Origin of the sequence: Halobacteriovorax sp. RT-2-6 (assembly GCF_047085025.1) — a bacterium.
In the GTDB taxonomy this organism is placed as follows: domain Bacteria; phylum Bdellovibrionota; class Bacteriovoracia; order Bacteriovoracales; family Bacteriovoracaceae; genus Halobacteriovorax_A.
The window spans coordinates 1,624,187-1,649,339 of record NZ_JBKIYH010000001.1; the positions used below are offsets into that span (position 1 = coordinate 1,624,187).

At 35.1% G+C, this 25,153-nt stretch carries 29 protein-coding genes and 1 tRNA gene; 11 read left to right on the forward strand and 19 right to left on the reverse strand.

The genetic code is table 11. The annotated features are described in order from the left end of the window. Window positions 1-47: 47 nt before the first annotated feature. Window positions 48-1,397 carry a hypothetical protein gene (locus ACMAYS_RS07645; RefSeq protein ID WP_412463042.1) on the reverse strand — a complete coding sequence of 450 codons (1,350 nt, stop codon included), beginning with the start codon at window positions 1,395-1,397 and terminating at the stop codon, window positions 48-50. Between the two features lie 3 nt (window positions 1,398-1,400). Continuing rightward, window positions 1,401-2,795, reverse strand: a complete 1,395-nt coding sequence (locus ACMAYS_RS07650) for a hypothetical protein (RefSeq protein ID WP_392990627.1) — start codon at window positions 2,793-2,795, stop codon at window positions 1,401-1,403. Window positions 2,796-2,926: 131 nt separating this feature from the next. Between ACMAYS_RS07650 and ACMAYS_RS07655 the strand changes: the two genes are divergently transcribed. The 3 genes from ACMAYS_RS07655 to ACMAYS_RS07665 all read left to right on the forward strand — a co-directional run bounded on the left by ACMAYS_RS07655 (window position 2,927) and on the right by ACMAYS_RS07665 (window position 4,541). Beyond that, window positions 2,927-3,301, forward strand: coding sequence for a VOC family protein (locus ACMAYS_RS07655; protein ID WP_412463043.1), 375 nt, complete (start codon window positions 2,927-2,929; stop codon window positions 3,299-3,301). A gap of 237 nt (window positions 3,302-3,538) precedes the next feature. Further along, the gene (locus ACMAYS_RS07660) at window positions 3,539-4,288 is read left to right on the forward strand and encodes a hypothetical protein (protein ID WP_412463044.1); all 750 of its coding nucleotides are present in this window, start codon (window positions 3,539-3,541) and stop codon (window positions 4,286-4,288) included. A 10-nt stretch (window positions 4,289-4,298) separates the two neighbouring features. After that, window positions 4,299-4,541, forward strand: coding sequence for a DUF6868 family protein (locus ACMAYS_RS07665; protein WP_412463045.1), 243 nt, complete (start codon window positions 4,299-4,301; stop codon window positions 4,539-4,541). A gap of 5 nt (window positions 4,542-4,546) precedes the next feature. On the opposite strand, the gene ACMAYS_RS07670 is transcribed toward ACMAYS_RS07665, so the two are convergent. Further along, the gene (locus ACMAYS_RS07670; protein ID WP_412463046.1) at window positions 4,547-5,290 is read right to left on the reverse strand and encodes a hypothetical protein; all 744 of its coding nucleotides are present in this window, start codon (window positions 5,288-5,290) and stop codon (window positions 4,547-4,549) included. A gap of 51 nt (window positions 5,291-5,341) precedes the next feature. Then, complete coding sequence (locus ACMAYS_RS07675; RefSeq protein WP_412463047.1) at window positions 5,342-5,527, reverse strand: hypothetical protein; 186 nt, start codon at window positions 5,525-5,527, stop codon at window positions 5,342-5,344. A 176-nt stretch (window positions 5,528-5,703) separates the two neighbouring features. Between ACMAYS_RS07675 and ACMAYS_RS07680 the strand changes: the two genes are divergently transcribed. The 4 genes from ACMAYS_RS07680 to ACMAYS_RS07695 all read left to right on the forward strand — a co-directional run bounded on the left by ACMAYS_RS07680 (window position 5,704) and on the right by ACMAYS_RS07695 (window position 9,204). After that, window positions 5,704-7,293 carry a methyl-accepting chemotaxis protein gene (locus tag ACMAYS_RS07680; protein ID WP_412463048.1) on the forward strand — a complete coding sequence of 530 codons (1,590 nt, stop codon included), beginning with the start codon at window positions 5,704-5,706 and terminating at the stop codon, window positions 7,291-7,293. A gap of 340 nt (window positions 7,294-7,633) precedes the next feature. Further along, complete coding sequence (locus tag ACMAYS_RS07685; protein WP_392990605.1) at window positions 7,634-7,978, forward strand: hypothetical protein; 345 nt, start codon at window positions 7,634-7,636, stop codon at window positions 7,976-7,978. Window positions 7,979-8,051: 73 nt separating this feature from the next. Then, window positions 8,052-8,624: a hypothetical protein gene (locus ACMAYS_RS07690; RefSeq protein WP_412463049.1), complete on the forward strand. Its 573-nt coding sequence runs from the start codon at window positions 8,052-8,054 to the stop codon at window positions 8,622-8,624. A 7-nt stretch (window positions 8,625-8,631) separates the two neighbouring features. Then, entirely contained in the window at window positions 8,632-9,204 is a 573-nt protein-coding gene (locus ACMAYS_RS07695) for a hypothetical protein (RefSeq protein WP_392990601.1), read from the forward strand. Here ACMAYS_RS07695 and ACMAYS_RS07700 read toward each other — a convergent pair. Both ACMAYS_RS07700 and ACMAYS_RS07705 read right to left on the reverse strand, forming a co-directional pair. Then, window positions 9,201-9,797, reverse strand: coding sequence for a hypothetical protein (locus ACMAYS_RS07700; protein ID WP_392990599.1), 597 nt, complete (start codon window positions 9,795-9,797; stop codon window positions 9,201-9,203). The genes ACMAYS_RS07695 and ACMAYS_RS07700 overlap by 4 nt on opposite strands. Further along, the gene (locus ACMAYS_RS07705) at window positions 9,787-10,581 is read right to left on the reverse strand and encodes a transglycosylase domain-containing protein (RefSeq protein WP_412463050.1); all 795 of its coding nucleotides are present in this window, start codon (window positions 10,579-10,581) and stop codon (window positions 9,787-9,789) included. Before ACMAYS_RS07705 ends, ACMAYS_RS07700 begins: the two co-directional genes overlap by 11 nt. A gap of 205 nt (window positions 10,582-10,786) precedes the next feature. Between ACMAYS_RS07705 and ACMAYS_RS07710 the strand changes: the two genes are divergently transcribed. Next, the gene (locus tag ACMAYS_RS07710; protein WP_392990595.1) at window positions 10,787-11,629 is read left to right on the forward strand and encodes a hypothetical protein; all 843 of its coding nucleotides are present in this window, start codon (window positions 10,787-10,789) and stop codon (window positions 11,627-11,629) included. A gap of 16 nt (window positions 11,630-11,645) precedes the next feature. Here the strand turns inward: ACMAYS_RS07710 and ACMAYS_RS07715 are convergent, their stop codons facing one another. From ACMAYS_RS07715 to dapF, 4 genes are read right to left on the reverse strand one after another with little or no spacing between them, the layout of a single operon-like run. After that, window positions 11,646-12,176, reverse strand: coding sequence for a TIGR00730 family Rossman fold protein (locus ACMAYS_RS07715; protein ID WP_103218793.1), 531 nt, complete (start codon window positions 12,174-12,176; stop codon window positions 11,646-11,648). 1 nt (window position 12,177) lies between these two features. Beyond that, the gene (locus ACMAYS_RS07720) at window positions 12,178-12,963 is read right to left on the reverse strand and encodes a TlyA family RNA methyltransferase (RefSeq protein ID WP_412463051.1); all 786 of its coding nucleotides are present in this window, start codon (window positions 12,961-12,963) and stop codon (window positions 12,178-12,180) included. Then, a complete protein-coding gene (locus tag ACMAYS_RS07725; protein ID WP_103218791.1) occupies window positions 12,963-13,352 on the reverse strand; it encodes a hypothetical protein in 390 nt (129 codons plus the stop codon). Before ACMAYS_RS07725 ends, ACMAYS_RS07720 begins: the two co-directional genes overlap by 1 nt. Beyond that, complete coding sequence (gene dapF / locus ACMAYS_RS07730) at window positions 13,345-14,133, reverse strand: diaminopimelate epimerase (RefSeq protein ID WP_392990592.1); 789 nt, start codon at window positions 14,131-14,133, stop codon at window positions 13,345-13,347. The genes ACMAYS_RS07725 and dapF overlap by 8 nt, the downstream gene beginning before the upstream one ends. 132 nt (window positions 14,134-14,265) lie before the next feature. On the opposite strand from dapF, the gene ACMAYS_RS07735 reads away from it, so the two are divergent. Continuing rightward, window positions 14,266-14,342, forward strand: a tRNA-Ile gene (locus tag ACMAYS_RS07735). A gap of 664 nt (window positions 14,343-15,006) precedes the next feature. Here the strand turns inward: ACMAYS_RS07735 and ACMAYS_RS07740 are convergent. The 6 genes from ACMAYS_RS07740 to ACMAYS_RS07765 all read right to left on the reverse strand — a co-directional run bounded on the left by ACMAYS_RS07740 (window position 15,007) and on the right by ACMAYS_RS07765 (window position 18,265). Continuing rightward, a complete protein-coding gene (locus ACMAYS_RS07740; RefSeq protein WP_392990588.1) occupies window positions 15,007-15,282 on the reverse strand; it encodes a DUF4242 domain-containing protein in 276 nt (91 codons plus the stop codon). A 124-nt stretch (window positions 15,283-15,406) separates the two neighbouring features. Next, a complete protein-coding gene (locus ACMAYS_RS07745) occupies window positions 15,407-15,835 on the reverse strand; it encodes a hypothetical protein (protein ID WP_392990586.1) in 429 nt (142 codons plus the stop codon). A 34-nt stretch (window positions 15,836-15,869) separates the two neighbouring features. After that, the gene (locus tag ACMAYS_RS07750) at window positions 15,870-16,667 is read right to left on the reverse strand and encodes a hypothetical protein (protein ID WP_412463052.1); all 798 of its coding nucleotides are present in this window, start codon (window positions 16,665-16,667) and stop codon (window positions 15,870-15,872) included. A 48-nt stretch (window positions 16,668-16,715) separates the two neighbouring features. Continuing rightward, window positions 16,716-17,081, reverse strand: coding sequence for a cupin domain-containing protein (locus ACMAYS_RS07755; RefSeq protein ID WP_103218786.1), 366 nt, complete (start codon window positions 17,079-17,081; stop codon window positions 16,716-16,718). A gap of 40 nt (window positions 17,082-17,121) precedes the next feature. Further along, on the reverse strand, window positions 17,122-17,820 hold the full coding sequence (locus ACMAYS_RS07760; RefSeq protein WP_103218785.1) for a CPBP family intramembrane glutamic endopeptidase: 699 nt from the start codon (window positions 17,818-17,820) through the stop codon (window positions 17,122-17,124). A 160-nt stretch (window positions 17,821-17,980) separates the two neighbouring features. Then, entirely contained in the window at window positions 17,981-18,265 is a 285-nt protein-coding gene (locus tag ACMAYS_RS07765; protein WP_103218784.1) for a hypothetical protein, read from the reverse strand. A 175-nt stretch (window positions 18,266-18,440) separates the two neighbouring features. On the opposite strand from ACMAYS_RS07765, the gene ACMAYS_RS07770 reads away from it, so the two are divergent. Then, a complete protein-coding gene (locus ACMAYS_RS07770) occupies window positions 18,441-20,033 on the forward strand; it encodes a GMC oxidoreductase (protein WP_412463053.1) in 1,593 nt (530 codons plus the stop codon). Between the two features lie 25 nt (window positions 20,034-20,058). Here ACMAYS_RS07770 and ACMAYS_RS07775 read toward each other — a convergent pair whose 3' ends face one another. After that, window positions 20,059-21,603, reverse strand: a complete 1,545-nt coding sequence (locus ACMAYS_RS07775) for a GNAT family N-acetyltransferase (protein ID WP_412463054.1) — start codon at window positions 21,601-21,603, stop codon at window positions 20,059-20,061. 124 nt (window positions 21,604-21,727) lie between these two features. On the opposite strand from ACMAYS_RS07775, the gene ACMAYS_RS07780 reads away from it, so the two are divergent. Continuing rightward, a complete protein-coding gene (locus ACMAYS_RS07780; protein WP_103218781.1) occupies window positions 21,728-22,330 on the forward strand; it encodes a radical SAM protein in 603 nt (200 codons plus the stop codon). On the opposite strand, the gene ACMAYS_RS07785 is transcribed toward ACMAYS_RS07780, so the two are convergent. Together ACMAYS_RS07785 and ACMAYS_RS07790 are read right to left on the reverse strand one after the other, a co-directional pair. Beyond that, window positions 22,327-23,517 (reverse strand): nucleotide sugar dehydrogenase, encoded by a 1,191-nt coding sequence (locus ACMAYS_RS07785; protein WP_412463055.1) that lies wholly within the window; start codon window positions 23,515-23,517, stop codon window positions 22,327-22,329. The two genes, ACMAYS_RS07780 and ACMAYS_RS07785, sit on opposite strands and share 4 nt — an antisense overlap. 4 nt (window positions 23,518-23,521) lie before the next feature. Beyond that, window positions 23,522-25,075 (reverse strand): tail fiber domain-containing protein, encoded by a 1,554-nt coding sequence (locus ACMAYS_RS07790; RefSeq protein ID WP_412463056.1) that lies wholly within the window; start codon window positions 25,073-25,075, stop codon window positions 23,522-23,524. Window positions 25,076-25,153: the final 78 nt, after the last annotated feature.

The window sequence follows — 25,153 nt, forward strand, 5'->3', positions numbered from 1 at the left end:
TATATAGATTTTCATGGGCATCCTTTTTCACACTCACATCACCTAAGCTATTTTGGAGTCAAAGGACAAAGTGCATCTAGCACTAACGAAGGTGACTTAGTAAAATCATCAAACCATTTACACTCTGACAGATCTCTATAATGATTTGAAAGAAATATTTGACCATTTAATTTTTTACTACAGAGTGAAACAGAATTCTCCTCACCACTTTGTAAATTTGTTAATTTATCTTTTAAACTTTTTAAAGCTTCTTCTGTAAGAATTTGGTAGATAGTTGCAAGTGCAATTCCTGCTCCGTCAGAGTCGAGATGATTTACAAATAATTTCTTCTCATTACCACGAAGGGGCCAATCCCTTAGCATTTGATTGCGACAAACTTCAAAACGTTCTACTATACTTGCTTCATAAGCAATTGCATCACTCATTAGTCGTGCGACTTCCATATTTTGATAGAAGTTAAACCAATGTGCACGAGATGGCTCAACAGGTATGGGCTGCTTTGAACTACGTACAAGATAATTATAAAATGAAGTTTGAAATTGATCGTTATAGCCCCAAGGAGTGTATTCCATCGCCATATAAAGACCAGCATCTGACGAAAGCATTGTAGATTTTATTTTTGATATGAGAATTCTAAATTCTTCAATATCTCGAAGGTTTTGAATTGGCACAGAAAGTGGATTAACCCCACGAAACTCTGCATAGAGAACAACTGCACGATTAGCTAATTCTCTGTTTAATTGAGCTCTTAGCTTTGGCTCGGCCGTTGAATCAAATAAACGAATATAGGCTTCAAACAAATTTGTAAAGACTGTGTCATCACCATCTGCACTTCGATTGAATACAATTGTGAACCAAGCACCTGCATATTTATTAAAAGAATTCACATAGCCACTACTACATAACTCACTAAAGCCAAAAAAATCACCATTCACAATTAATTGATTATATCGTGTATTTATGTCGACATAATCAGTATCACGCTCCCGTGCATATGTAGTTTTATGTAGTGCGATTTGGAATGCATTCGTTATTTTTTGATCTTGTGCCTTAAGTATTTTATCAACATGACTACTATAAATATTATTATAATATTTACTGAAGAATGGATTAAATAGGTTTGTTCCAATCACTTTTTGATGAAAATCAAGTTGAATGTTAGATTGCTGTGTGCCTTTAAAGTTCTCGAGATTGAAACATGTATTTGATTGTTTAAATAGTTTTCTTGAAAAACCATCCAGTAACTTAAGATGACCATTAATTTGTGTCACGCGAGGATCATCAATGTAGATTGATGAGTGAAAGTTTTCTTCATTTATTGTATTTTGTAGAGGAAGGGCCATTGAACTGGCCCCGCCTAGGAAAATCACTAAAAATATTTCTAATATTCTTTTCATATATTATGCATCATCAGGAATTATCACTCTGGCCAACTCTGGCATACAGTAGTTATCTAAAAGTGGTGAAACAGGAACCCCCGTAAGTCTTGCTTCAACACACGCAGGTATATTTCTAAAATGTACTTGATCAATACCCTGCTCATGGATTGCCTTAATACAGGCCAAGGCTCCAGTTTCTGGCTCAGGTGTAGGCTCAGCTTGACCATAATTGAAAATATAATTTGCGATTAAGTATTCCTCCACCTTATCAGTTGAAAGAACAGCATCAAACGCCTCTAATGAAATTTCGGAACTCTGACTATTCGGTTGAGAAAGATTTGAGAAGAATGTGTTCTCTGGTTCGTACCCTCCTCCAAAGTCGTCATCAATATTCAAATACTCATCTTCTAAAATTCGTCGACAATTACTTGCTTTAAAATATTGATCTACTTGAGCTCTATCAATACGATCTAGCTCGCTTATAATTTCAGCATTTGCTTCTAAATTCTTCTTTTTCTCAAATAGTAACTTATCTTCTTCATCTTCAAGTTCTAAGAGATCTTGAAATTGAGTATTTTCAATCCAAGGTGCTACTTCCATTGTCGTTATACGACCAGCGTTTGGATCTTGCATTGTTTTTACAACATCACGTACAGAATCTTTAAAGCTGTCTATGTCAGTAGGAATAATATCCGCTAGTTCGCCTTTACCAAGCCCATATGCCCAAATATTGATTTCAAGTCGTTTTGTTTGAGTTTCAGTTCTAAACTCAGTTGATATCGTTGTATCAGTGGATCCACCAGAGAAGAACCCTCGCATTTTAGATTTTAACTCTAACTCAAAATTGACATCTCTTTCAACTGAAGTCGTACGGTAGCGTAGAAGACCAAGAAAGCTAGAGTGTCTCCCAATCGAGCGAACATAATATGGTCCACAGGAATCAAAGAAACCAACCACATCCCCTTTAGTTAAGAGACTTGCAGCACTCTCGCTTAAATCACTATTTCCTTCTGATAAAGAATGGTAGTAACTATCAACATCAATGTCTGCAAATATATAATGGTAGTGATAGGTAGTATTGCCTTCTACTTCTGAAAAGACATTTACATTATTTTTAAGGAATAAAAATTTAAATGTATTCTTCGTTTCAAATGAACGGCGATATTGTGTTTCCCAATCTTGTTCAATTTCAATGTATCGATATTTTAAGTCATAAGATGGTTGTGTAGTTTCGATCTTACTCAAACAAGTACTTTGATATGTATTTGTAGCTATTGAATATCCCCTGCCAAGTACTGGCGCAATTCCTAAATCTTTTAAACGGTTGTCACGAATTACTCTCGATGAAGCAGAAACAGACGTTGCGACCGTTGAGATAACGGCCAAGGCAACTGCCATATTTGTTAACTTTTTCACATATCCTCCTATGATATTGTTCAGTCCCGAAAAAAATTTGTATATTAAATAAATGCCAGTGAGTAAATCATGTCAAATTAAGCTAAGGTTAAAACAAGACAATTAAAACTAACTCAAAACACGGAGTCTTTATGAGCATGAAAGCAATAGGTATTGCATGTAAAAAAATTGAAAACTCTCTCAGGTTTTACGAACTTCTTGGATTAAAATTTGAAAAGTTTGGTGAAGGACACTATGAAGCGAAAACACAGCAAGGAATCAGAATTATGCTCGATTCGCATGAATTATTAAAAGAAATAAATAACGAATGGAAAGAACCTGTTACTCCAGGAATCACTCTTTGCTTTGAACAAGAGTCATCGAATGATGTTGATCAAATTTTTGATAAAATCATCAAAGCTGGATATCAGAAAGAGAAAAAAACCTGGGATGCTTTCTGGGGTCAAAGATATGCATCAGTGAGAGATCCAGATGGTAATCAAATTGACATATTTGCTCAACTTTAAAAAACAAAAAAAAAGGCCCTCGCATAAATGCGAGGACCTCTTTCGATGCCCACAGACAGTAGCTGCGAGCTGAGCAGTCATCCAGAAAGGATTCCTACCATCTTCATAATAGCAGAAAAACAGGTTCATACATTTAATTTCATCTTAATTTTTCCAAATCATAAGCACGTAAAAACTAACCTATTGTTAAGTATGCTTTGGTCTAATAAAATAGATTTATCTAAATTGGAGGCTTAAATGTTAAAATCCCTAGTACTTTTAAGTACGTTACTGATTACTTCTTGTGCAACTAAGGTACATGGACTTAGAAAAACCGCAGATTTTACATATTCAAATGTACAAAATGGACGCCTCACTATTGCTGGAATAGTTCATACAAGTGAGAATTGGGATTATAAAAAACAGATAACAACAGCAAATCAATTTCGAGTTGAATTACAAGAAAAAAGAAGAGATCTAGTTGTCGATAACGCTGGACCTTTAATTAAAAAGATTGGCCGAGGGTTATATCGAGAACTACTAAGAGAAGTAGAAGAAGATGGAATCCTTAGTGAAAACTCACTTACAATACTTTCTCAAAATGTAACGAATCGTCGCTATATAGTATTTGGAAGAGTAGAAAGTGATATTGTTGAAAATGATAGAACAGAAACGGCACTAACGAATTCAGAGGGAAAAGAAACCGGTGATAAAAGTCTTACGACAACAACAAAAAGAAGCATGGATATCAATTTCTCTGTTTACGACATTAGAAATAAATATCTTGCCTGGAATGGTGTTATAAAAAAAACAGATCGTAATGATTTAGAATACACTATTAGAAAAAGAAACGGTGTTGATCAGATCATCGATCTTGTTGAAGCATTTTCATCAAAAAATGCTGAGAGTATGAATAAGAAGTATCCGTTCCCTAAAGCACCTGTTGATCGAGATATTTTATCTTATGCATTCAAAGGATTTGCTGAAAATCTTCCTCAAAAAGACTAAGGTTATAACAATGAATTTCGAAACATTCACATCATTCCTAGGGTATTGTTCTATTATAAATATGAGCTTTTTACTACTATCAACTTTTATGATTTTAGTATTAAAAAAACAAGTCATTGAGATACATTCAAGTATGTTTGGTATTAAAGAAAAGAAGCTCCCTAAGATGTATTTTAAATATTTAGCAAACTTCAAATTACTAGTGATTGTCTTTAATATTACACCATATCTAGTTCTAAAGTTTATTTTATAAAGCTATTACTGGAAAACTAATTCAATCTCTTCGAGAGGAATTTGCACAACTTCTGTTGCGTCATGAACACTTGTGAGTTCTGCAAATTTCCTATCCTCAGATAGCACGATTACACCATCTTCAACTTCACCATTGTTAAGTCGTACAGATACAAATTCACCTTCATAGGTTTGTACTTCTTTTCTCGCAGCAGCAGAAGGATCAAATGAAGAGAAATGATAAACCTCTTCTAAAGGAATCTGATATTTCACCCCTTGTAAATTTTGAAAACTAATTGTCTCACCATCTGTTTTAAAATTTTGACCTTTTATATCCTCAAACTCTAAATTATTTAGAACTCGAACTATTATATGATCTGCACTTGTTTTATTAATTTCAGCAGCAAGAAGTAAACGATATATTTCAACTGAGTTAAGCTCTTTTCCGTTAATTGTTGATATTTCATCATATGAAATTAACTGGTGGCTACCGTAACCTCTAATTTCGATACCACCACGTGCATAAGCAACAATTTTCCCGTTAACCTTTCTTTCATTATCTTTAAGCACAAGATTAACTTTCGCATAAGGCTCAATAACTTTAGGGCCTAGGAAAGAGCTAATTGCGCTCATACAATTTTTAATAAGTCCTTCACTTGCGATTGATCGCTGGATTGTTCTTGATTGTTCAATATAGTTTTCAGTAAAGTAAAAAGTAGATGCACCAATTGCTAGTACGGCCACCCCGTACTTTAAGTCTTTTATATTCATAGGGTTCTTATCGACAACCCGAGCATTTTACTTGAGTATTTTTAATGAATGTTACTTTTCTTTTAGCTTCTTAATACAAGCTATTAATAATAGGACAGCACCTGCCTCATCGAGATTGCCAACATATGGAATATTATCTGGGATTATTTCAATTATTCCTGCAGTGGGATTTAAAAGATAAATCACAGAAATAATCAAACCTATGAATGGAAATATTTTGTTTGAAAGTAACTTCATTTATTTTCTCACCAATATTAGTTTTACTCAGATAAATTGTAACAAATTTAATTTCAAACTTACAAAATTGTTAGCTCTTCGAACATAAAAACTGATTAACATCACTAACAAATACATTTCTTTTACCGAAGTTATAGCAAGAATCTTTAGAAAATGTATAGAAAATCAGGAGTATTATGAAAACGTTTGTGAAAAGTCTAAGTTTAAATACTAAGATAATTTTAATGGCCCTCATACCATTCTTTATCTTTACCTCAATCTTCATTGCCTATTCTTATAGCTCAACAAAAGCTGCTCTCTTACAAGAGAAGAAGAATCAAATTGAAGACGTTACTAAGACTGCTTATCATTTTCTTGAATCAATGGATGAGAAAGTTAAGGCCGGAGAATATTCGCTAAAGGAAGCCCAAGAAATTACTAAGCATTACATAGCATCAATTCGTTATGGACGAGATATGGATGATTATGTTTGGATTAACGACCTTGAGCCAAGAATGATCGTTCACCCTAGTAATAGCCTTCAAGGAAAAAGTGTTAAGACATTTGTTGATAAAGCGGGGAAACCACTTTTTAATGACGTTGTTGCACTTGTAAAAAAACAAGATAAAGGTTTCGTTAACTATATCTGGAATAGTAAAACAGATAGTAATAAGTTTGTTGAAAAGTATTCTTACGTTGAGTTATATAAACCTTGGGGCTGGGTACTTGGTACAGGAATTTATGTTGATGATGTAAATGATTATATCTTTAGTGTATTTCTCAATCAGGCCATGTTTGGTTTCGTAGGACTACTAATCATCGGTGCACTTTTTACTTACGTATTAAAAACAAGTGTTTCTAACCCTCTTCTAACGATGGCAAATCAACTTAAAGAAACATCTCTTCAAGTTGCTAATGGTTCTAAAATTACTTACAACACTTCAACACAATTATCGGCTGCAACAAATGAACAAGCAGCTTCACTTCAAGAAACTGTTGCCTCAGTTGATGAAATATCATCAATGATTCGTCGAAACACTGAGTTTGCAGAGGATTCGAAAAAATCAGGTGAGCTTTCAGAAATGGAAGTACAAAATGGTAAACGCACGATTGATGAAATGCTTTATGCAATTGAGAATATTTCTAAAAGTAATACTGATGCTATGAAGAAAATGGAAAGCAGTAACGGGCAAGTACAAGAGATATTGAATATCATTAAAGAAATTGAAGATAAAACAAAAGTAATTAATGATATTGTTTTTCAAACAAAGCTGCTCTCTTTCAACGCTTCTGTTGAAGCTGCAAGATCGGGAGAAAGTGGAAAAGGATTTGCAGTTGTTGCAGAAGAAATTGGCTCACTCGCTTCAATGTCGGGAGCAGCATCAGATGAAATAAAAGTTTTAATTGATGAATCAATCAAGAATGTAGAAGCAATTGTTTCTGGTACAACAACAATGGTAAATGAAGTTATTCAAAGTAGCTCAAAGACAGTCGAAGCTGGTCGCCAGAAAGCAGGACAATGCAAGGAAGTACTAGATAAGATTGTATTCAATGTACAAAACGTAAATGGAAAAATCACAGAGATTGCAAGTGCATGTAATGAACAAACACAAGGTGTAAATGAAATTACAAATGCAATCAGATTAATTGATGAAACAACAATACAAAACAACAATTCAGCACAAGAAGCCTCACGCTCAGCGGCCAACCTTAAAGGCCAAGCAGACAATCTAGACGACATTGTAAGGCTAGTAATAGATCTCGTCGGTGGTGATAAGGCCGCCTAACCATAAATAACCTTGTGAGTAGGGCCCCTCCCTACTCACTCCCTATTTTCAAGTATTTATAATTTTCAATTCACCCTGTTTTACATATCAAACTTTTATTTGACATTAACTACCAAGGTGTTATTATAGTTACAGATTTAGGATTTATATCGGTTAGATGATGTGTTTCAGTATACTTTAATCACTTCTACTTTCTTTTTTATAGCAATTCATTCTTATATATCTTTTTGAACATTCCCAAATACACATCTGACCGTATAAATTTCCTAATCTGATTCTTAACTCAAATATCCCAGTCGTTTTCTTTACTCTTTAGTATTTTCCAACGTAAAATATTTATATGGAAAAAAAATTTGAAACATTATTCTATTTTATGAATGAGAATGTATCGATTATCGAAGTAAAAAAGTTGGGATTAGCTGATGACGCTCCAAAGTCAGAAATCTATCACTGGTTTTTTATTTTGAACGAAGAACTCTCTTTAGATAAACTTAAGTTTGAATCTTCATTTGTAGATCAGGTCAATGGCAATGAAATTAATGTGCGTACTTTTGAAAATGCGGAATTTCGTTTTGATGATAGTTTTGGTAAATTTCAAAACAAAGAAGGTGGCCATATTATTATGAAAGTACCTAACAACATCCTTCCAAAACCGCTCTCAGAGCTTATTTCAAACAACATATAAAGAACTTTTTTCTCTCTTAAATAAATTTTAATAATACTTAACAATGAGTTTAATATTTATTTAAGGGAGAGATATGAAAGTTTTATTTCCAATTTTAATTCTATTTTTATTAACTTCATGTGCAGCAAAATATGGAATAGTTGCTGGTGCACAAATGCCATCATATGAAGAAGAAGCAACAATCAACGATCTCATGAGTGGAACAAGTACAACTCTTCCTCGTTTCAAAAATAGTGGGTTTGGTTATCATATTGGTATCTCAGAAGAAACAGATATTCTACTTACTAAAATTACTTATTTTGCTAATAGCTATGACAAGAAGTCATATACATATGAAAGCGTAACTGAAGATTATTCAATTGAAGAAAGTGGAATCGAAATTAGTACAGCATTTAAACTTTGGTGGTTTCAACCACTTTTCGGTGTGAAATTTTATAATTCAGAGTATACAGGCGAAACAAATAGCAATGAAGGAACATATGCTTCATTTATTTTTGGACTCGACTTTGAAGTGCCTATCTCTGATCGCTTCTATGTTTATACAGGTTATCATTACGAAAAAGGCTATAAGACTAACATCACAACAGAAGTTGATTACTATCACTACAATTATGTTGTTGGCCTAAGATACAATTTTTCAAAGTAAGTAATTAATGAAACTAGTATTAATTTCACTTTTATTTATTTTAACATCTTGTGCTGAAAAGTATGGAATTATCGGTGGTGCCCAAAAGTCGACAGTATATTATGAAACGACTTCTTGGGATTACTCGATGGGATTTGAATCTTATGAAATTGATTATAAGAATAAATCAGATACATACTTTATCGGCATGTCTTTTGAAAACGATATTTTCATTGGGAAATTTAGTTACTTTAAAAGCTCATATAAAGACAAGTTAATTGACGAAAATGGCACTGACCAGATTGCGAAATACAATGAGAATGGCTTTGAACTCACATATAGTTTTCCTTATAAATGGCTTCAACCACTTGCAGGAGTAAGACTTATAAAAAATGATTTTGAAAGTAGTAATCAAAGTTCATTTGAAAGAACCTTATTCTTTGTTATAGGCCTTGATGTTGAATATAAATTCAACGAACGCTTTGCTCTCTATGCTGGATATCATTATGATATAGAAATGATGTTTTTATATTCGAGTGCCAATGATGAAAAAAAATATCATTCAAATATTGTAGCTGGTTTTCGCTTTATCGTATTTTAAGACTTAAACTTATCCCACAACTCTAGGAGCTTTATTGGAATAGGCTCCTTAAGTTGTGATATCTTATATTGCTCATAAAGATACTTATTAGCTCTATCCTCTGCGCTTTCATACAAATCATTGCGTTCTTCTTGAATTGATAGATCACTTTGACAGTTCCCACCATCCTCTTGATTCGCTTCACATGGATTAAATGCAATACATCCGTAAGGTTTATGATCAACACCTAGTCCACAACCAAAACTTGGATAAAAATAGAAAGGGCATGTATATGACTTTCTAAAAAACTCTCCAGGGCCTATTTGAATATACTTATCTAGGCGAAACTCTGAAATACAATCTTCAAGCCTTTTCTTAGTTTCATCATTAAGAAGATTCTTCTCTTCAAGAACGGCCATAGCCTCTAGAGCCTCAATTGAAGTCATTTGCATCGAATTTGCTTCATACGTACAACATCGGCCAGTACACTTAAGACAATCAAGACCAGAAGCTTCATTAGCAAACATTTGCTCGACAAGAAGCTCTCGACGCTTCTTTGCTGGTTTCAATGATGTATTTGAATATACTTGCTCCAAGGCACTTTTAAAGCTCAAAGAATTCCTCTTCTAGTATTTGCTTACTTCCACTTTCTTTAACAGTTACCTGCTCAAATGAAAGGGCTTCCTTTTGATAGGCTAACATCTCTTCTTCCGATATGGCCTTAGTAACTTTCATTTTTCGAAGGATTGAGTTAACTGTTGTCGTTGCATACTCAGTTAGCTTCTTGTCTCTAAACGATTGTGAATAAATTTTTGGATTAGGAAGTAACATTGCTAAAAAAGCAGATTCTTTTGGATTTAAATCAGCAGGGCGCTTTTTAAAATAGTACCAACTTGCGTCTTTTATTCCATACAAGCCTTTTCCAAATTCAATGACATTCAAATAGGTTTCAAGAATTCGATTCTTTGATAACTTTTCTTCTAAATACATTGTCGTAAAAAGTTCAAAGACTTTTCGTTCAAGACTTCTTTCACTCTTAGTATAAAGATTCTTTGCAAGCTGCTGAGAAATTGTACTTGCACCTCTCAACTTCTCACCTTTTAAGTGATCACTAACAGCATGATAGATTTGTCTAAAGTCGACACCTTGGTGCTCATAAAATGACCAATCTTCACTAACAATGAAGGCATAGTAAACATGCTTCGGCATAGTATTGATATAGGCCCAATTGCGAGGTCTCTTACTTGTTACAAGATAAGACACATCTTCATTCTTTACAGTCGTTTTAACATAACCACTGGCCAGTCTATTAATGTTTAGAACGGGCACACGTGATAATACATAGCCTGCTAAGACAAATAGAAAGATGATAAATAGGAACGTAATTTTCTTGAACATTTCTCGCACTTTAACACAAAAACTCGATTCTTGAATAGTCTATCAAAGTGAACAACTACTGTATCAACGAATGTAAATTTAACAACTTAGACTCAACTAAAGCGGCATTATTTACCCTTTTTTCTAAGAGCTCATCAAATTCTACGTAAAGCATGAATTTATCCCGATTTTGTTTGTAACCACACACAATCAAACGGAGTTGTTTATGTTGAAGAAGTCATGTCAAATGATAGCGGCATCCTATTGCCTAATTTTCACCAATATTTCCACGGCCTATGCCAATGATCTTAATGAGAAACCAGCATTTCCTATTGGAAAAATCAACCAGCTGAATGCTAATTATACAAGTCCTAAAGGGACGGGAACAAGTAAAGAAATTTCAATTAAGGGCTTTGGAGACTTTATCAATCCAAATCTAGAAGTTGAAAACTATGGTGGAACATTAATCTTTTCTATTGATAACGAATCTTTTGAGTTAGACCTTTCATCACTTCAAATCAACGATGCCGATAAAATTGGAATCTCAAATATTAATTACAATAACGGCGACACTAATATTGGATTGAACTTAAACCAAGTACAAGCTAGTGGAGAAGGATTTTCAACTCGTCTATCCGGAACAAGCTTAGAGTGTCAAAAGCAAAGCCGTGAAGGTAATGAATACGAGCAGCTTCTACAAAACTGTTTTAATTATCTTAGTCTAAATGTTGGTAGTGCATTTTTTCAAAGTAGCGAGAGAAGTTTCTACAATCTAACAAATGAATATGAAACTCTTGGAAGTGCTGTCGAAATTGATGACTTAAAACTTAATATTCGTGGTGGAAAGTTTGATGGCCACCTTAAAGGAAATGTTTCTAAAGGTGTAAAAGTTAAGTTTGAAGGACGTGCATCTTACGACCTTGGAAATAAAATTGTTAATATTAGAATTGATAAGGCAAAAGCTGGACTATTTAATGTTCGTCGTACAATTTTCAAAGAATTAGAAAGATTTGAAAATGATAAAATCGAAATCGACGAGCCAAATATTTATATTATTCTACAAGAATAAAATATATGAGAGGATCTTAATTGATCCTCTCCATTAATTCTTCATTTGAATTTAAAATCGTAATCAACTCAAAGTGCTCTTTCGAGATAAATCCCTCAGCAACTGAATTTTCAATATGTTTAATTAAATGATCAAAGTAGCCGTTTACATTAACTAAATAGATTGGCTTCTTGTGATATTGAAGCTGTGCCCATGTTGTAATTTCAAATAATTCATCAAGTGTTCCAAACCCACCAGGATAAGTCACGAAGACATCTGAAAGCTCATACATTCTTTCTTTACGAGTATGCATTGTATCCACTTCTATAAACTCAGTTAGACCTTGATGCCCTACTTCCCAATCAATAAGAGACTTTGGCATAACACCAATAACGTGTCCGTCTTTAGCCAGCATTGTATCTGCAATCTTTCCCATTACACCAATAGAGGCACCACCATAAACGAGGTAGTGGCCATTACCGACAAGCTTCTCACCTAAGTCCTTGGCATAATTTAGATACGTTTCACCCTTTCCACTTGATGATCCACAAAATACACATACTCTCATTTTATTCTCCAACTTCTTTATTCAAATCTTCTAGCGAAAGAAGAGATTTAGCGTTCTTCTTTAAATATAAAAAGTATTCTTGATTTCCACTCTTACGTCCTTTAATTACACAAGGCTTAAATCCAAGAATCCCAAGTCCCATGGCCTCACATTGAATCTTCATTTCTTCAACGGCCCTTAGAACATAACTATTATCTTTTACAATTCCCTTCTTACCAATACCATCTCTTCCAACTTCAAATTGAGGTTTAAAAAGAACGATCATTTCAGCATCGTCATTACTGATATCAACTAAGTTTTTCCAAATCAAGTTCAGGGAAATAAATGAAAGGTCAACAACACAAAGATCAACAGCTTTGTCTAACTTATGAAGCTCCCTTATATTTGTCCCTTCGAGGTTTACCACTCTAGCATCACAAACAAGACTTGGTGCAAGTTGTCCATGCCCAACGTCAATGGCAAAGACTTTAGAGGCCCCATGATTTAGGCAAAATTGCGTAAAACCACCAGTGCTGGCACCAACATCTGCGACTAATTTATTTTCAATAATAACATCAAATGCTTCGAGGGCACCGGCAATTTTATGAAAGCCACGGCCAACTTCTTCGCTACTTTCATTCAGTTGAACGTCATCGCTACTTGAAACTTTATATGACGTCTTAGTGACAACTTTACCCGCAACAGTAACTTTACCATCACCTATTACCTGTTGGGCACGACTGCGAGTAGCAACAAGGCCAAGCTCGACGAGTTTCTTATCTAATCTTTCAAAATTTTCTTCAGACATTAATGAACTACTGGTTTGATTTTAATTTTTGTTTTTTGTCCAAGCTCAGGTTCACTGAAAACAACATCACCTTCAGTTCCTAAATTAAGACTCAGTTCAAAACTCTTTGAGAGCGTTTTGGAAAGAACTCTCCCTTCTATTCTAACCATAGCACCTGGGCCATAGATTTCACCGCTATCAACAAATTGACCACTTAAGAGAAGATCGATCTTACTCTTCATCACAAATCGGCTCATCTTTTCTGGCTGAATATTTTCTATGAAGTGAAGTTCACTCATGAGAATCGTTTGCCCTTCGAAGTCCTTTTCATGAGTCATCACAACTTCCACAAAAATTGTGGCATATGTGTTTAGACATAGAAGGAGAAGTAATAAAAACTTTTTAATCATTAAATTCACCAGTATAGACAAGTTTTGTCTGGCCCCCAAGATAGATGAAGCCATCGACTCTTTTAACAAATAGTATACCACCATTTGTGAGAAATTCTATTTCGTCTCTATGTTCATATTCCTTATCCCACAGCATACATGCCGCTGCGACATTCCCCGTCCCACAAGCAAAGGTCTCGGCTTCGACCCCACGCTCATATGTTCGAATACGCCACTCACCTTCATCAATTTGATTAATGAAATTAGCATTTGAGCCTCGAGGGAAATCTTCATCAAAGCGAATGCGTCTGCCAACAGAATCAACATCAACTTCTTGTGCGTCATAGACCATAAATACACTGTGTTCAACACCAGTATTAATATAGTACGAATCCTGAGCATCTTCATATTTGCTAGAGAGATCGTATAGGTCAGCATCTTTAATGACGGCCATGTGAACCCAGATCACATCACCTTCAATACCCGAAGAGTAGAGCCCACTTCCCGTGGTAAATTTAAAGTCAGTATTCTTTGTTTGCGTCGTACGGCGATAGAAGTCAGTAATGGCGCGAGTTGCATTTCCACACATACTCTCTTCATTGCCATCGGCATTGAGGTAGCGCATATGAAAGTCATACTTGTCACTACTTTCCAGAAAAACCACACCATCGGCACCAATGCCAAAGCAGCGCTGACATAGTTGCTGCCATTTTTGTGTGTTGCCAACGTCTTGCTTCCCATCGCGATTATCAATGAGAATGAAGTCATTTCCATTAGAGCTATACTTACTAAACTTTGTCATAAATTAATCATTTCATTATTTTGCGTATTTGACTACTCCCGCCAATTACACATCGCACCACTGCCACATAGCAAAATTTTGTAGCCAGATTACCAAAACTTGGATAAATTTAAGTTTCAAAATTCCAATTGAGGGCCATTAGCTCAGTTGGTTAGAGCCCCCGGCTCATAACCGGGTGGTCGCAAGTTCAAGTCTTGCATGGCCCACCAAATATAAAAACCACCCTTGCGGTGGTTTTTTTATTTTCCACCAGCGGTACGCGCCACCTTTTGAAGATTACAACGACTTACAAATTTAAAATGACTTTTTTAGCTTCTATTAATGGATTATTTAACATTTTATAAATATCGCTAATACAGCATGACATCAAACATAAGAACAAACTTATACTCCAATCAAATTTTGGGAAAAACAAAAATAATTAACTGCTAAAGAATTGAAATACTCAAAAGGTGGCGCGTACTGATCAGGGAAGGGCGAGAGATCACCCTTCTTTTTTATGGGCGCTATAATTCTATCTTAGATTTCAATAGAAAATTCAATATATTAAATAGCTTAGGGATTAAGGAGACATAGTTCATAGTAACATCGATGTCCCACCACTAAAAAAGCTCAGGCGTTTACGTCTGGGCTTTTTTGTTTTGGGTCAAGCAAGGTCATTGAAACTAGTGACTCGCAAGTTGTTGAGGCGGCAAATGCCACGATGGCATTTAAAGCAGAGCATCGCTGACGAGCGAACACAAAGTGAGCGAGAGAGCATCCCTCTCACACCACGAAACCAATTCTAAAAATGAAGCCGAACAAATTCGAGTCTGCATGACTTAACAACAAAAAAGCCTTCTATAGAGAAGGCCCTTATTTTTAAAAATAAATTTAAGACTCAGCTGTGGTGGGATCAATAATAGTTCCAACCTTAGCAATACTAGTAATAGGAAAATCACCCTTATGTGCGTGTTCCCTAATAAGATCTTCATTAGGAGCTATGTACTCACAATAGATCTTATCATTTGTTACATAGCTTTGTACCCACTGAATACTTGGTCCCATTTCCTCTAAAACATCACAAGATTTCTGAGAGAGACCTTGTAGATCCTTTTGCGATAATTTACCAGCACCAGCAAGCTCCCTTTCAATGATGTATTTTGGCATGATAACTCCTTAGTTTAGATTATGTACAATGACTCTACACCTAAAGTGTTAACCAACTATCAAAATTAATAGTAGAAAGTATAATAGTGTTCAATCCATTTAGATCAACAACACTGAGGAAAAGTTATTTTGAAAAAATACTAATTATTCTCAATTCTGATTTTTTATTGAAATTATTCACCCAAATTTCCCCTCTTCCATACATAAGCCCCGTTGACTTACAGAAAAAGGAATCTTGATCTTGTTTTAGAATTATTCTTTTAATTTTTTTATTAATAATAGAATCGTAATTTTGTATAAATTCACTTTTGCTTTTCACAACTTTTTTCTCAGAAAGCCTCAGAGGATAGTTAATCATACTGGCAAGTTCTGTTTTTTTATCTTCTTTAATATGGCCAACTAACTTGTTGTGAAATTTCAAAAAGTCTTTTTTATCTGCAAGTCCGAGAGAATGCTTAACATTACAACCAGAACTTTCCTTTGTAACTGGAGTCAAAACTGGATCATTTGCAAAAGCACTCATGCTTATTAAAGTTATAATTAAATTTTTCATACATTTATCATCTCTTATTTTAAACAATATTCCCTTACTTAATTTCAGATATTTTCTTATAAGAGGTCTCAAAAGATGAAAATAGTTCTTCGCATCTATCAATAGCGTCATTTTCAGAAATAGTTGTCTCTGAACACTCTTTTCGAACAACATTATAAGAGTCTAAACTTCGAGCAGCAGATCGTCGTAGTTCTTTAAACTCATCACTTGTCGTTCTCTCAAAGAAAGGCTTTAGAGAGAGCATCTCTTTTTGAATCTTAAGTGAAGCAGAAATATTATCGAGTATGCCTCTTTCATGGTCATGAGCAACTTCGATTACAATATCCATAAGCCTAGGAGGCAACATATTTGAAAAGAGAGCTAATCCTAGGACCTTCTCAATTCCAATGGAATCATTTAAGACACTGCTTGGATTTGTATTAAGATATTGTGCAAATAATGTTGGTGAAATTTTCTTATAATTACTTTGAGAGCAAATATTAGAACAGAAAGACTTTATCGAGTTAGCTTTTAAAAGATCATCGACAATAATTCGTGCGCTAGTAGCGGCATTTGTCATCTCTCGCATTTTCTCTACTCGCGAGACCTCTTTATTATCCTTCTCATTTTTTTTATCGTTTGATTCTTCAATAGCAGCATTAGGGATCACATTCTCTTCATCAGAATTATGTACTTCTTTATTATCATGCTTATTAGATTTTTTATTATTAACTTTAATTACTTGGGGGTCTGCGACTTTAATGCCCCTAACAACATAGACTGTCGTTCCTAAGAAAATCATATAGCTTACGATGACAATAGCTATGATTGCGATAATAAAAACCTTTATCAATTTTTTGAATAATTTTATAACTCTCTCCACGAATTAGTCTGTCTTTAGTTAATGGTGTGAATCTTCAGGTACCCAATAGGGTGCTGTAATAATCAAATAAATAAATTCGTCATTACCATCATTTATAAAGGCATGCTTTTCATTCGGTTTCGTATAGACCAAACTTCCGGCCTTAATATGATTTTCGACTCCATCAATAATTGCCCTTCCTGTACCGCTAATAACAAAGTATGACTCTTCTCTTTCTTTATGGTAATGCTCGTCTGATTTTGTACCTGCAGGAAGCTTTACAATTGCAACTGTATGGTGCTCGCTTGCACCTGTTGAGTCATGCCTTCCAACAAGTACGCTGAACATATCTCCACCTGGAAAAGTTTTAAAATTAACATCTTTTACTGAGTCGATAATTTTCATCTAATCTCCAATAATTTATAAGGTGGCGCGTATCTTTTTCTTAAACTTTTAGAATCGTATCTAAGACGATATCTGATACTTGATGTGATGACCAAGATGAAACTAAGTTAGATGTTCTGATATAAACATAGCTAAAAAAACAAGACCCTAAGAACACAAGACATTTAAACTCAAATGGATATTGAGTATGTGTACTAACCATAATCAATGATGGAATAACTATCGCAATCCATTTATTGCGAAATAGAGCTAGAGTAACACCAACAAGTAGGGCCCTATAACTTATTTCTTCATAATAATTAGAGAAAATATTCCCAAGAATACTTTGAGAGTTAATTAGAAATTGAAAATCATATCCGCGGATTAACCAATAAATAATAAAAAGCACAGATAAAGCAAGAGCACTTACTATACCATATAAGAGGGCCGCCTTTATATTAACTAAATACTTTGGGAGTCTTATTACGCCTAATTTGTAAGCAATAAAAATCATAACATATGAGCAAATCGCGCTAAATATTGATCCATAAATAAGTAAGTGACTAAAAAAAAGCTTTGGTTTTAAAACACCGTTTTTAATATAACCATAGAAAAGATTCATTAAAATATCTTTCCCATAGTACCAACTTACATAATAAATAGTTATGGCCATGATAAATATGGCAACTCTTTTTAATAGTTCGCAATCTTCATAGTATAATTTTTCATTTAAATTAGAATTCATAACCTCTACTTTCATTTATTCTCATATAATCGTCTATTTCACTGGTGCATATATCATTTTCAATATAATGACAGAATTAATAGAATTGAGGTCATAATTGGAATCATTACAGAATACTGTCTGAAAAACATACAAGTCTAACTAAACTATACGGTACGCGCCATAAAAACGATGATTAGCTACAAGTAGGATCGATATCCACGTCGCAAATTCCGCACATCTCTTTCTTATCAGCATACTGTGTGTTTTCACAGTAGCCAGCATAGTCACCGTGGTCTAAGTGATCTTGAACTGCGTTCTTATTGATTGTGATTTCCTTAGCCTTATCTGGATTTCCTGGAGGCACGTGACAGATAATAATCTTGTTACCTTGCTTTGGGCATCTAAGAAGTGGTCTTCCTTTGGCGAAGATAGAAGACGTTGCCATGGCCAATACTAAGAATGTGATTGTTACTTTCATAATTCCTCCAAAATCTCCTTTATTATAACATCAAATAAGGAAGCTCCTGCTTTTGTTAAACCATTAAAAATACGAGATTTTTCAAGATTACTTTAATCAATAATTAATATTCAAACACTCAACATATTGAAATCCTTATGTATAATTATGAGTGATCGAAAATTTTGAGGGATATATGCCAAATACAAAAATCAGAGAAAGTTACGACTATATTATTATTGGATCAGGTTTCGGCGGTTCGGTTTCAGCACTAAGACTTGCTGAAAAAGGATACAGCGTCTTAGTCGTTGAAAAAGGGAAAGACTTCTCTGATACAACGAAGTTTCCAAAAACTAATTGGAATCTTCCAAGGTGGATGTGGCTTCCTCAGTTGAAGTTCTTTGGAATCCAGCAATTGACCTTCTTTAAGCATATTTCAGTTCTAAGTGGCGTTGGTGTCGGTGGCGGATCTCTTGTCTACGCAAATACACTTCCAAAGCCTAAGTCACAATTCTTTAATCACGGCCCTTGGAAGAATTTGAATAATTGGGAAGAAGAACTATCACCTTACTACGATCTTGCATGGAAGATGCTTGGAGCAGAAAAGACAAGACACTATGGTGATGCAGATCATACGATGCTTGAGCTTGCTAAAAATATTGGACGTGAAGAATATTTTGATTCAACAAAAGTCTCCGTCTATTTTGGAGAAGAAGGTAAAGAAGGTGTTGAAGTAGCAGATCCATACTTTAATGGGAAAGGCCCAAGCCGCTCTGGCTGTATCTCATGCGGTGCCTGCATGACAGGTTGTCGTCATAATGCAAAGAATACTCTTGATAAGAATTACCTCTATCTTGCACGACAACTTGGAGTTGATATTCTTGCTGAAAATAAAGCAGTAAAAGTTTCACCTCTCGATGGTGCTAATGGAAAGACAGGTTACGAAGTTGTTTTAAAAGAATCGACAAGGTACTTTGGAAAAACAAGAAACCTGAAGGCCAATGGGGTTATCTTTAGTGCAGGTGTTCTAGGAACTATTAACTTACTACTTGATTTAAAAAAGACAACGCTTCCAAAATTATCACCAGCTCTCGGTGATACTATCAGAACAAATAATGAAGCGCTTATTCTCAATACGACCTATAGGAAAGATATTGATATGACCAAGGGAGTTGCTATTGGTTCAATTATCGACATTGATGAGCACTCTCATCTTGAGCCAACTCGTTACGGCAAAGGATCGGGATTCTGGCGTGTGCTTATGGTTCCAATGATCTCAGAGCCTAATTTCTTTTTAAGAATGATTAAGCTTGCGATAGAGCCATTAAGAGATCCTATTAAGTGGTTTAAAGTTTTAACAGTAAAAGATTTCGCAAAACAAACAAATATCCATCTATTTATGCAGCACCTTGATAGTACTCTAAAATTCACAAAGGGTATTTTTGGAATGAAGTCAGTTCTCTCAAAAGGAGAGGCCCCTACTGCGTTTATTAAAACAGCACATCAAATGGCCAAAGAGTACTGTAAAATCATTGATGGAAAGCCAATGGTTATGTTTACTGAAACCTTAACAGGGATTCCTTCGACGGCACATATTCTGGGAGGAGCATGTATGGGAGAAAGTGAAAAAGAAGGTGTTATCGACAAAGACAATAAAGTATTCAATTACGAAAATATGTATGTCTTTGACGGATCAATGATCTCAGCGAATCCTGGAGTTAATCCTTCATTATCGATTACTGCAATTACTGAATATGGAATGAGTAAAATACCAGCTAAGAGCAATTAAGATACTGGTGGCCACTTAAGGCCACCTACTTCCCATGCCAGACGACAGAATATAAATCATGTCTGCGATCTTTTAAATTTTTCACAGCTCCATTTTGTCTTGCTTCTAAAAGTGTATCAATTCTTAAGTCTGCAATTGCGACCATCTCAACATTTGGCGTTGTATCTGCAGCAATTCCATCTTTTGCAAAAGGAAAGTCACATGGAGTTAGAATACAACTTTGAGCGTATTGGATATCGACATTGTTTACACGAGGAAGGTTTCCAACATTTCCGGCCATGGCTACATAGATTTGATTTTCAATGGCACGGGCCTGACAACAAAACTTCACACGACAATAGGCTTGTCGGTTATCAGTTAAGAATGGAACAAAGAGAATGTTTATCCCTTGATTGGCGAGGTGTCTTGTGAGCTCTGGAAACTCACTATCGTAACAGATTAAAACACCAATCGGGCCACAGTCAGTATCAATAACCTTAACCTCATCTCCCCCTTCAATATTCCACCAATATTGTTCATCTGGCGTTGGGTGGATTTTTGCTTGTTCGTGAATCTGTCCATCACGAAGGCAAATATAGCTAATATTATGGACACGATCCCCAACTTTTGTTGGATGAGAACCAGCGATAATATTGACGTTATACTTTACAGCGAGGCGCTGAAAGAGCGCTTTTACATCTTCTGTGTAAGCAGTCATATGCTCAATTGCAACATTGGCCTCAACTTCTTCATTTTTGATTGAAAGCAGCTGCATCGTAAACAATTCTGGAAATAGAACGAAGTCAGCACGATAGTCTGCCGTTACATCAACATAGTATTCAACAAGATCTTCAAACTCCTTGAAGCTAGAAATACCTCGTTGTTGATACTGAACACTAACGACTCGAACTGAATTTTGCTGAACAGGGCGATCTTTCTTACTCTCTTGCGCTTGATATTCAGGGTTCTCCCAAATCAAGTGAACTCCATATCCCATAGACTCTTTATCAGTAGGAAGATATTTTTTAAGAACACCCAAAACTTCAAAACCATTTCGAAGTTGGAAGCCAAGAGTTGTATCTCTAATTTTTTTCTCTTTTACTTTTTCAATATAATCTTCAACACTTTCAACTTGTTTGATACGTCGGTGTAAACTTGGAATGCGACCGACAAATACGATACCTTTTAATCGCTCATACTTAACAAGTCTTTTTCTAGCATTATATAATCTTTGACCTATTCGATGACCACGAATTGATGGGTCGACACAAGTTTCATAACCATAGAGATAATCTCCATCTTCATCATGAGTCGAGCCATATCCCCTTCCTGTAATACTGGCCCATGTGTGTTTTTTAAATACTGTTTTTTCAGGAAGTAGAATACTTGCCGAGTAACCAACAATTTTACCATTTAGTGTAGCAACAAAGTTTCCTTCTGGATAATTTGTAATCTGACCGCGAATCATTCCCTTTGTATAATCATCAGGAAACCCAGTATAAGAACGGGCCACTAAATCATGAATTCCATCAATATCTTTTAAATTAGAAAGCCTTACTTCAAGCTTCACATCTTTTGCTTTTATCGTCATTTAATCATCCTTGATAAATCTATTTTATCAATAAAATCGCTGCTTTCAAGGCTCACTTAAGTATTTAAAATCTTTAGAGAAAATAAAGCTTTTTTACAATTTTGGACCATGTTACAATTAACATATGACAGCAAAGCGTGATGAATTCACTATCATTACTACATTCAACTGCAATTGGGATTGTACTTACTGCATTATTGATACTCATGAGCGCAATAAAAAGAATCCAATTAGCAAGGAGATGCTGCTCGACAAAGTTTACTCTGTTACAGAAGGTGCACAAGTAAGCTTAAGCGGGGGTGAGCCTGGCCTTATCGATCCCAAAACAATGGAAAAGGTTTTTGATCATTTAGTAAAACTGAATTGTACTATTGATGTTTTTACAAATGGTCTTTTTATCAAAAGATACGGTGATAAGTATTTAAAACATATTGATGAAGTCCTTTATCACTGTGTTGAGTATCTAGATCACGAAATCGAATTTCCTGACTTAGATGAAGAACAAGTCACCTACGTAATTATTGTAACAAATGATAATCATCATCAAGTTGATGACTTCCTTGATCGCTACCCTCATATTTCATTCAAACTGGCCTGTAACTCGAAACATGGCCAAACCCTGAACCGTGGTGATGCCTTTAAGCTATTTATGAGAAATAAGCATAGAATTAGCGAAGATAGTTTTGAAACTCTCTTCCGCTATCACTGTGACTGTAACCTTATCTAATAATAGACCTTGATCGAACTACTTAACTCGTCTCTTAGAACTTGAGCAAAGTCTAAAATAGCACCGTTTTGATTAACAAGATTTAACCAATCATTCGCAGTCATTTCGACAAATTCATTATGAGCAACGAGTGTTAGAACAAAATCAAAGCCGCTGTTTTTATCTTTTTTATGATCACGATAAGGATCATAAGCTTCGACAACTCGATCACTTATATTCTTGAGTTCTTCATAGACTTGCATCGCTCTAGAATCTCTAAAGTCATTACAATTCTTTTTATACGTAAGACCTAGTACGAGAATTTTATCATTATTCTTAGTTAAGGAAATAACCCTACTTACAATAGACTCAACCATGGAATCATTTATACGACGTGAGTGAAGTATTATAGAATCTGAAGAGTTATCTAGGAACTTAGAAAGGTAGTGCGGATCAACACTAATACAGTGTCCACCGACAAGGCCCTTATTAACATTTGGGAAATTCCACTTTGTTCGTGCAAGCCTTAGGGCCTCATTGAAATCGATACCTTTGCTTATTGCACCAAGATAGAATTCATTCATCATGGCGATATTGATATCTCTAGACGTATTTTCTAGAAGCTTAGCAAATTCACTTGCAATGATGTCATAGCTTCTCTCAACTTGCTTAAATATCTTATTATAAATTCCAACAAGTTCTTCAAGCTTCTCACTAGACTCACAGGCTACAACCTTAACAATGTCTTCAAACGCTACAGTATTATCACTGGGACTAATTCTTTCAGGAGAAAAAGCAAAGTTCACATCATCCCTACCAAGATACTCTTTAAGCGCGTTTGTTGTACCAGGTACGACAGTTGATTCGATAACTATCGTATCTCCAGGGTACAGGTAATCTCTAAGCCCCTCTATGGCCTTAATAACAAGATCCTGGTTTGGTTGTTGATTAGAGTCTATAGGAGTTGGAACCGTAATTAGATAGAAATCAACGTCCTTTAAAGCAGATACATCAGAGCTGAAATCACAGCCACATTCAAGAATGTCATTTTTAGAGAATTGATTAGACGGATCGACACCTTCCTTTAGAAGGTTGATCTTTTCTTCATCAATATCATAGGCAATTGTTTCAAAGAATTGTGGGAATCTAACAGCTAAGTTGATTCCCACATATCCGACACCGATAATGGCGATTTTTGTCTTATTCATTTTTTTATTCTAAAGGTGCTATAGGAATAGAGCAAACCTCTTCATACTTATGTGCATCTTCACCATTACAAAGAGCATTCATTAGTAGATTTACTCTAAACTTGAGTTCATCGTTTTCACGCTTAAGCTCTTTAATGGCGGCAGTGTTTACTGCTGGCATTTTTGTATATTGTACATTCAGTAAACCAGTTTCAGGATCTCTCTCAACAACTTCAGGAAATACCTTTTCTAAATCTTGTGCGATATAACCAATATCTTTTCTTCCAGTATCCTTCCACACAAATGAAACACCTTTTACTCTTTCAAGTTTATCTAGTACCCCATCTAATACTGCTACATCATCTTTAACACTTTCGTCTGAAAGGAAGTTAATGTACGAACCGTCATATAAATTAATAACTCTAGTAGTGGTAATTGTCGAACTTGGATCACCTATATTCAAATTACCATATAAATTCAAATGCGCTACTTCTTGTGATTTACCAATTGTCACACTTGGTCCATATGGATTTAAATGTAAGCTTCCAGTAGATGTACCATTTGACACCTGAATCTCATTTTCATCAAAGGCCATAAAAGTTGAGCCTGCTCCCATAACTTTAAGAGGCGCATTCGCAGGTGCTGTTGTTCCATTACTAATCTCTGAAGATCCTGCACCACCACCTACTTGGACACGGCCAAATGGGTTTAATTCAAGTGGACCACCATTCGTTTGTATAGAACTATCATCAACAGATAAGTATCGACTTGCACTTCCTAGTTTTACTCGTAAAGGAGCATTGGCGGCACCAGCATCACCAATTGCAGCAGAATCACTACTACCAATAGTTACAGCATTAGTAATTGAAGTATCTGGCGTAGTTTTAAGAGTTGTTAGCTTAACGTCTTTACAACCACCATCGACTCCATCAATTGTTCCACCTAGATTTCGACAAGCACTATCAAGGAACTCATCCGCTGTACTATAACAAGACTGTATTTGTCCTGCAGCATTTACAACGACCATCATGCTGATTCGCTTTGTAATATCGATACTACCAACAGAACTCTTCTTAATAACATCATCACTTGTTCCAACTGTTCCCTTTCTAAATGTGATGAGTAGTTGTGCTTCTAACTTTGTAAAAGGGACTGCTCCAACTGTATAATTTTGAAGAGAACCATAAGTACCTGTCTTAGGATCAAAGTATCTTCTTACCTGCATTGAATTAACGTTTACAGTATCTGGACCTGCACCTAATTCCTTACCTATTGTATAGATATTATCGTCATTTGCATCTTTAATCGCTGGTACATTTTGAGTAGTTGAATAATTAGGAGCATTACCGATATCTATTCCTTGTAACGTATTCTTACAGGCATCTCCATTAGATAAAATCCCCGTAATTCTTTGTGTTTCTTGCTGAACATTAAAGACTTGAGATGCACGCTTAGAAGTTCTGTTAATATTACTCATCATATTAACAACCGCAAGCGATAGTACACCGATAAGACCGGCCGCAACCATTACTTCAGCGAGAGTAAAACCAAATTGATTTGAGTTATTTTTCTTCTTCATTGAGACACCCCAGAAACATGCAATATGCTATAATTATAAATGTAATTAAAATTTGATGCATTATTATTAACTAAATAA

Bases quoted from the DNA above. Each gene is read 5' to 3' on its own strand.
- ACMAYS_RS07645 (WP_412463042.1), bottom strand. From the start codon at position 1,397: ATGAAAAGAATATTAGAAATATTTTTAGTGATTTTCCTAGGCGGGGCC.
- ACMAYS_RS07655 (WP_412463043.1), top strand. From the start codon at position 2,927: ATGAGCATGAAAGCAATAGGTATTGCATGTAAAAAAATTGAAAACTCT.
- ACMAYS_RS07660 (WP_412463044.1), top strand. From the start codon at position 3,539: ATGTTAAAATCCCTAGTACTTTTAAGTACGTTACTGATTACTTCTTGT.
- ACMAYS_RS07665 (WP_412463045.1), top strand. From the start codon at position 4,299: ATGAATTTCGAAACATTCACATCATTCCTAGGGTATTGTTCTATTATA.
- ACMAYS_RS07670 (WP_412463046.1), bottom strand. From the start codon at position 5,290: ATGAATATAAAAGACTTAAAGTACGGGGTGGCCGTACTAGCAATTGGT.
- ACMAYS_RS07675 (WP_412463047.1), bottom strand. From the start codon at position 5,527: ATGAAGTTACTTTCAAACAAAATATTTCCATTCATAGGTTTGATTATT.
- ACMAYS_RS07680 (WP_412463048.1), top strand. From the start codon at position 5,704: ATGAAAACGTTTGTGAAAAGTCTAAGTTTAAATACTAAGATAATTTTA.
- ACMAYS_RS07685 (WP_392990605.1), top strand. From the start codon at position 7,634: ATGGAAAAAAAATTTGAAACATTATTCTATTTTATGAATGAGAATGTA.
- ACMAYS_RS07690 (WP_412463049.1), top strand. From the start codon at position 8,052: ATGAAAGTTTTATTTCCAATTTTAATTCTATTTTTATTAACTTCATGT.
- ACMAYS_RS07695 (WP_392990601.1), top strand. From the start codon at position 8,632: ATGAAACTAGTATTAATTTCACTTTTATTTATTTTAACATCTTGTGCT.
- ACMAYS_RS07705 (WP_412463050.1), bottom strand. From the start codon at position 10,581: ATGTTCAAGAAAATTACGTTCCTATTTATCATCTTTCTATTTGTCTTA.
- ACMAYS_RS07710 (WP_392990595.1), top strand. From the start codon at position 10,787: ATGTTGAAGAAGTCATGTCAAATGATAGCGGCATCCTATTGCCTAATT.
- ACMAYS_RS07715 (WP_103218793.1), bottom strand. From the start codon at position 12,176: ATGAGAGTATGTGTATTTTGTGGATCATCAAGTGGAAAGGGTGAAACG.
- ACMAYS_RS07720 (WP_412463051.1), bottom strand. From the start codon at position 12,963: ATGTCTGAAGAAAATTTTGAAAGATTAGATAAGAAACTCGTCGAGCTT.
- ACMAYS_RS07725 (WP_103218791.1), bottom strand. From the start codon at position 13,352: ATGATTAAAAAGTTTTTATTACTTCTCCTTCTATGTCTAAACACATAT.
- dapF (WP_392990592.1), bottom strand. From the start codon at position 14,133: ATGACAAAGTTTAGTAAGTATAGCTCTAATGGAAATGACTTCATTCTC.
- ACMAYS_RS07740 (WP_392990588.1), bottom strand. From the start codon at position 15,282: ATGCCAAAATACATCATTGAAAGGGAGCTTGCTGGTGCTGGTAAATTA.
- ACMAYS_RS07745 (WP_392990586.1), bottom strand. From the start codon at position 15,835: ATGAAAAATTTAATTATAACTTTAATAAGCATGAGTGCTTTTGCAAAT.
- ACMAYS_RS07755 (WP_103218786.1), bottom strand. From the start codon at position 17,081: ATGAAAATTATCGACTCAGTAAAAGATGTTAATTTTAAAACTTTTCCA.
- ACMAYS_RS07760 (WP_103218785.1), bottom strand. From the start codon at position 17,820: ATGAAAGTAGAGGTTATGAATTCTAATTTAAATGAAAAATTATACTAT.
- ACMAYS_RS07765 (WP_103218784.1), bottom strand. From the start codon at position 18,265: ATGAAAGTAACAATCACATTCTTAGTATTGGCCATGGCAACGTCTTCT.
- ACMAYS_RS07770 (WP_412463053.1), top strand. From the start codon at position 18,441: ATGCCAAATACAAAAATCAGAGAAAGTTACGACTATATTATTATTGGA.
- ACMAYS_RS07775 (WP_412463054.1), bottom strand. From the start codon at position 21,603: ATGACGATAAAAGCAAAAGATGTGAAGCTTGAAGTAAGGCTTTCTAAT.
- ACMAYS_RS07780 (WP_103218781.1), top strand. From the start codon at position 21,728: ATGACAGCAAAGCGTGATGAATTCACTATCATTACTACATTCAACTGC.
- ACMAYS_RS07785 (WP_412463055.1), bottom strand. From the start codon at position 23,517: ATGAATAAGACAAAAATCGCCATTATCGGTGTCGGATATGTGGGAATC.
- ACMAYS_RS07790 (WP_412463056.1), bottom strand. From the start codon at position 25,075: ATGAAGAAGAAAAATAACTCAAATCAATTTGGTTTTACTCTCGCTGAA.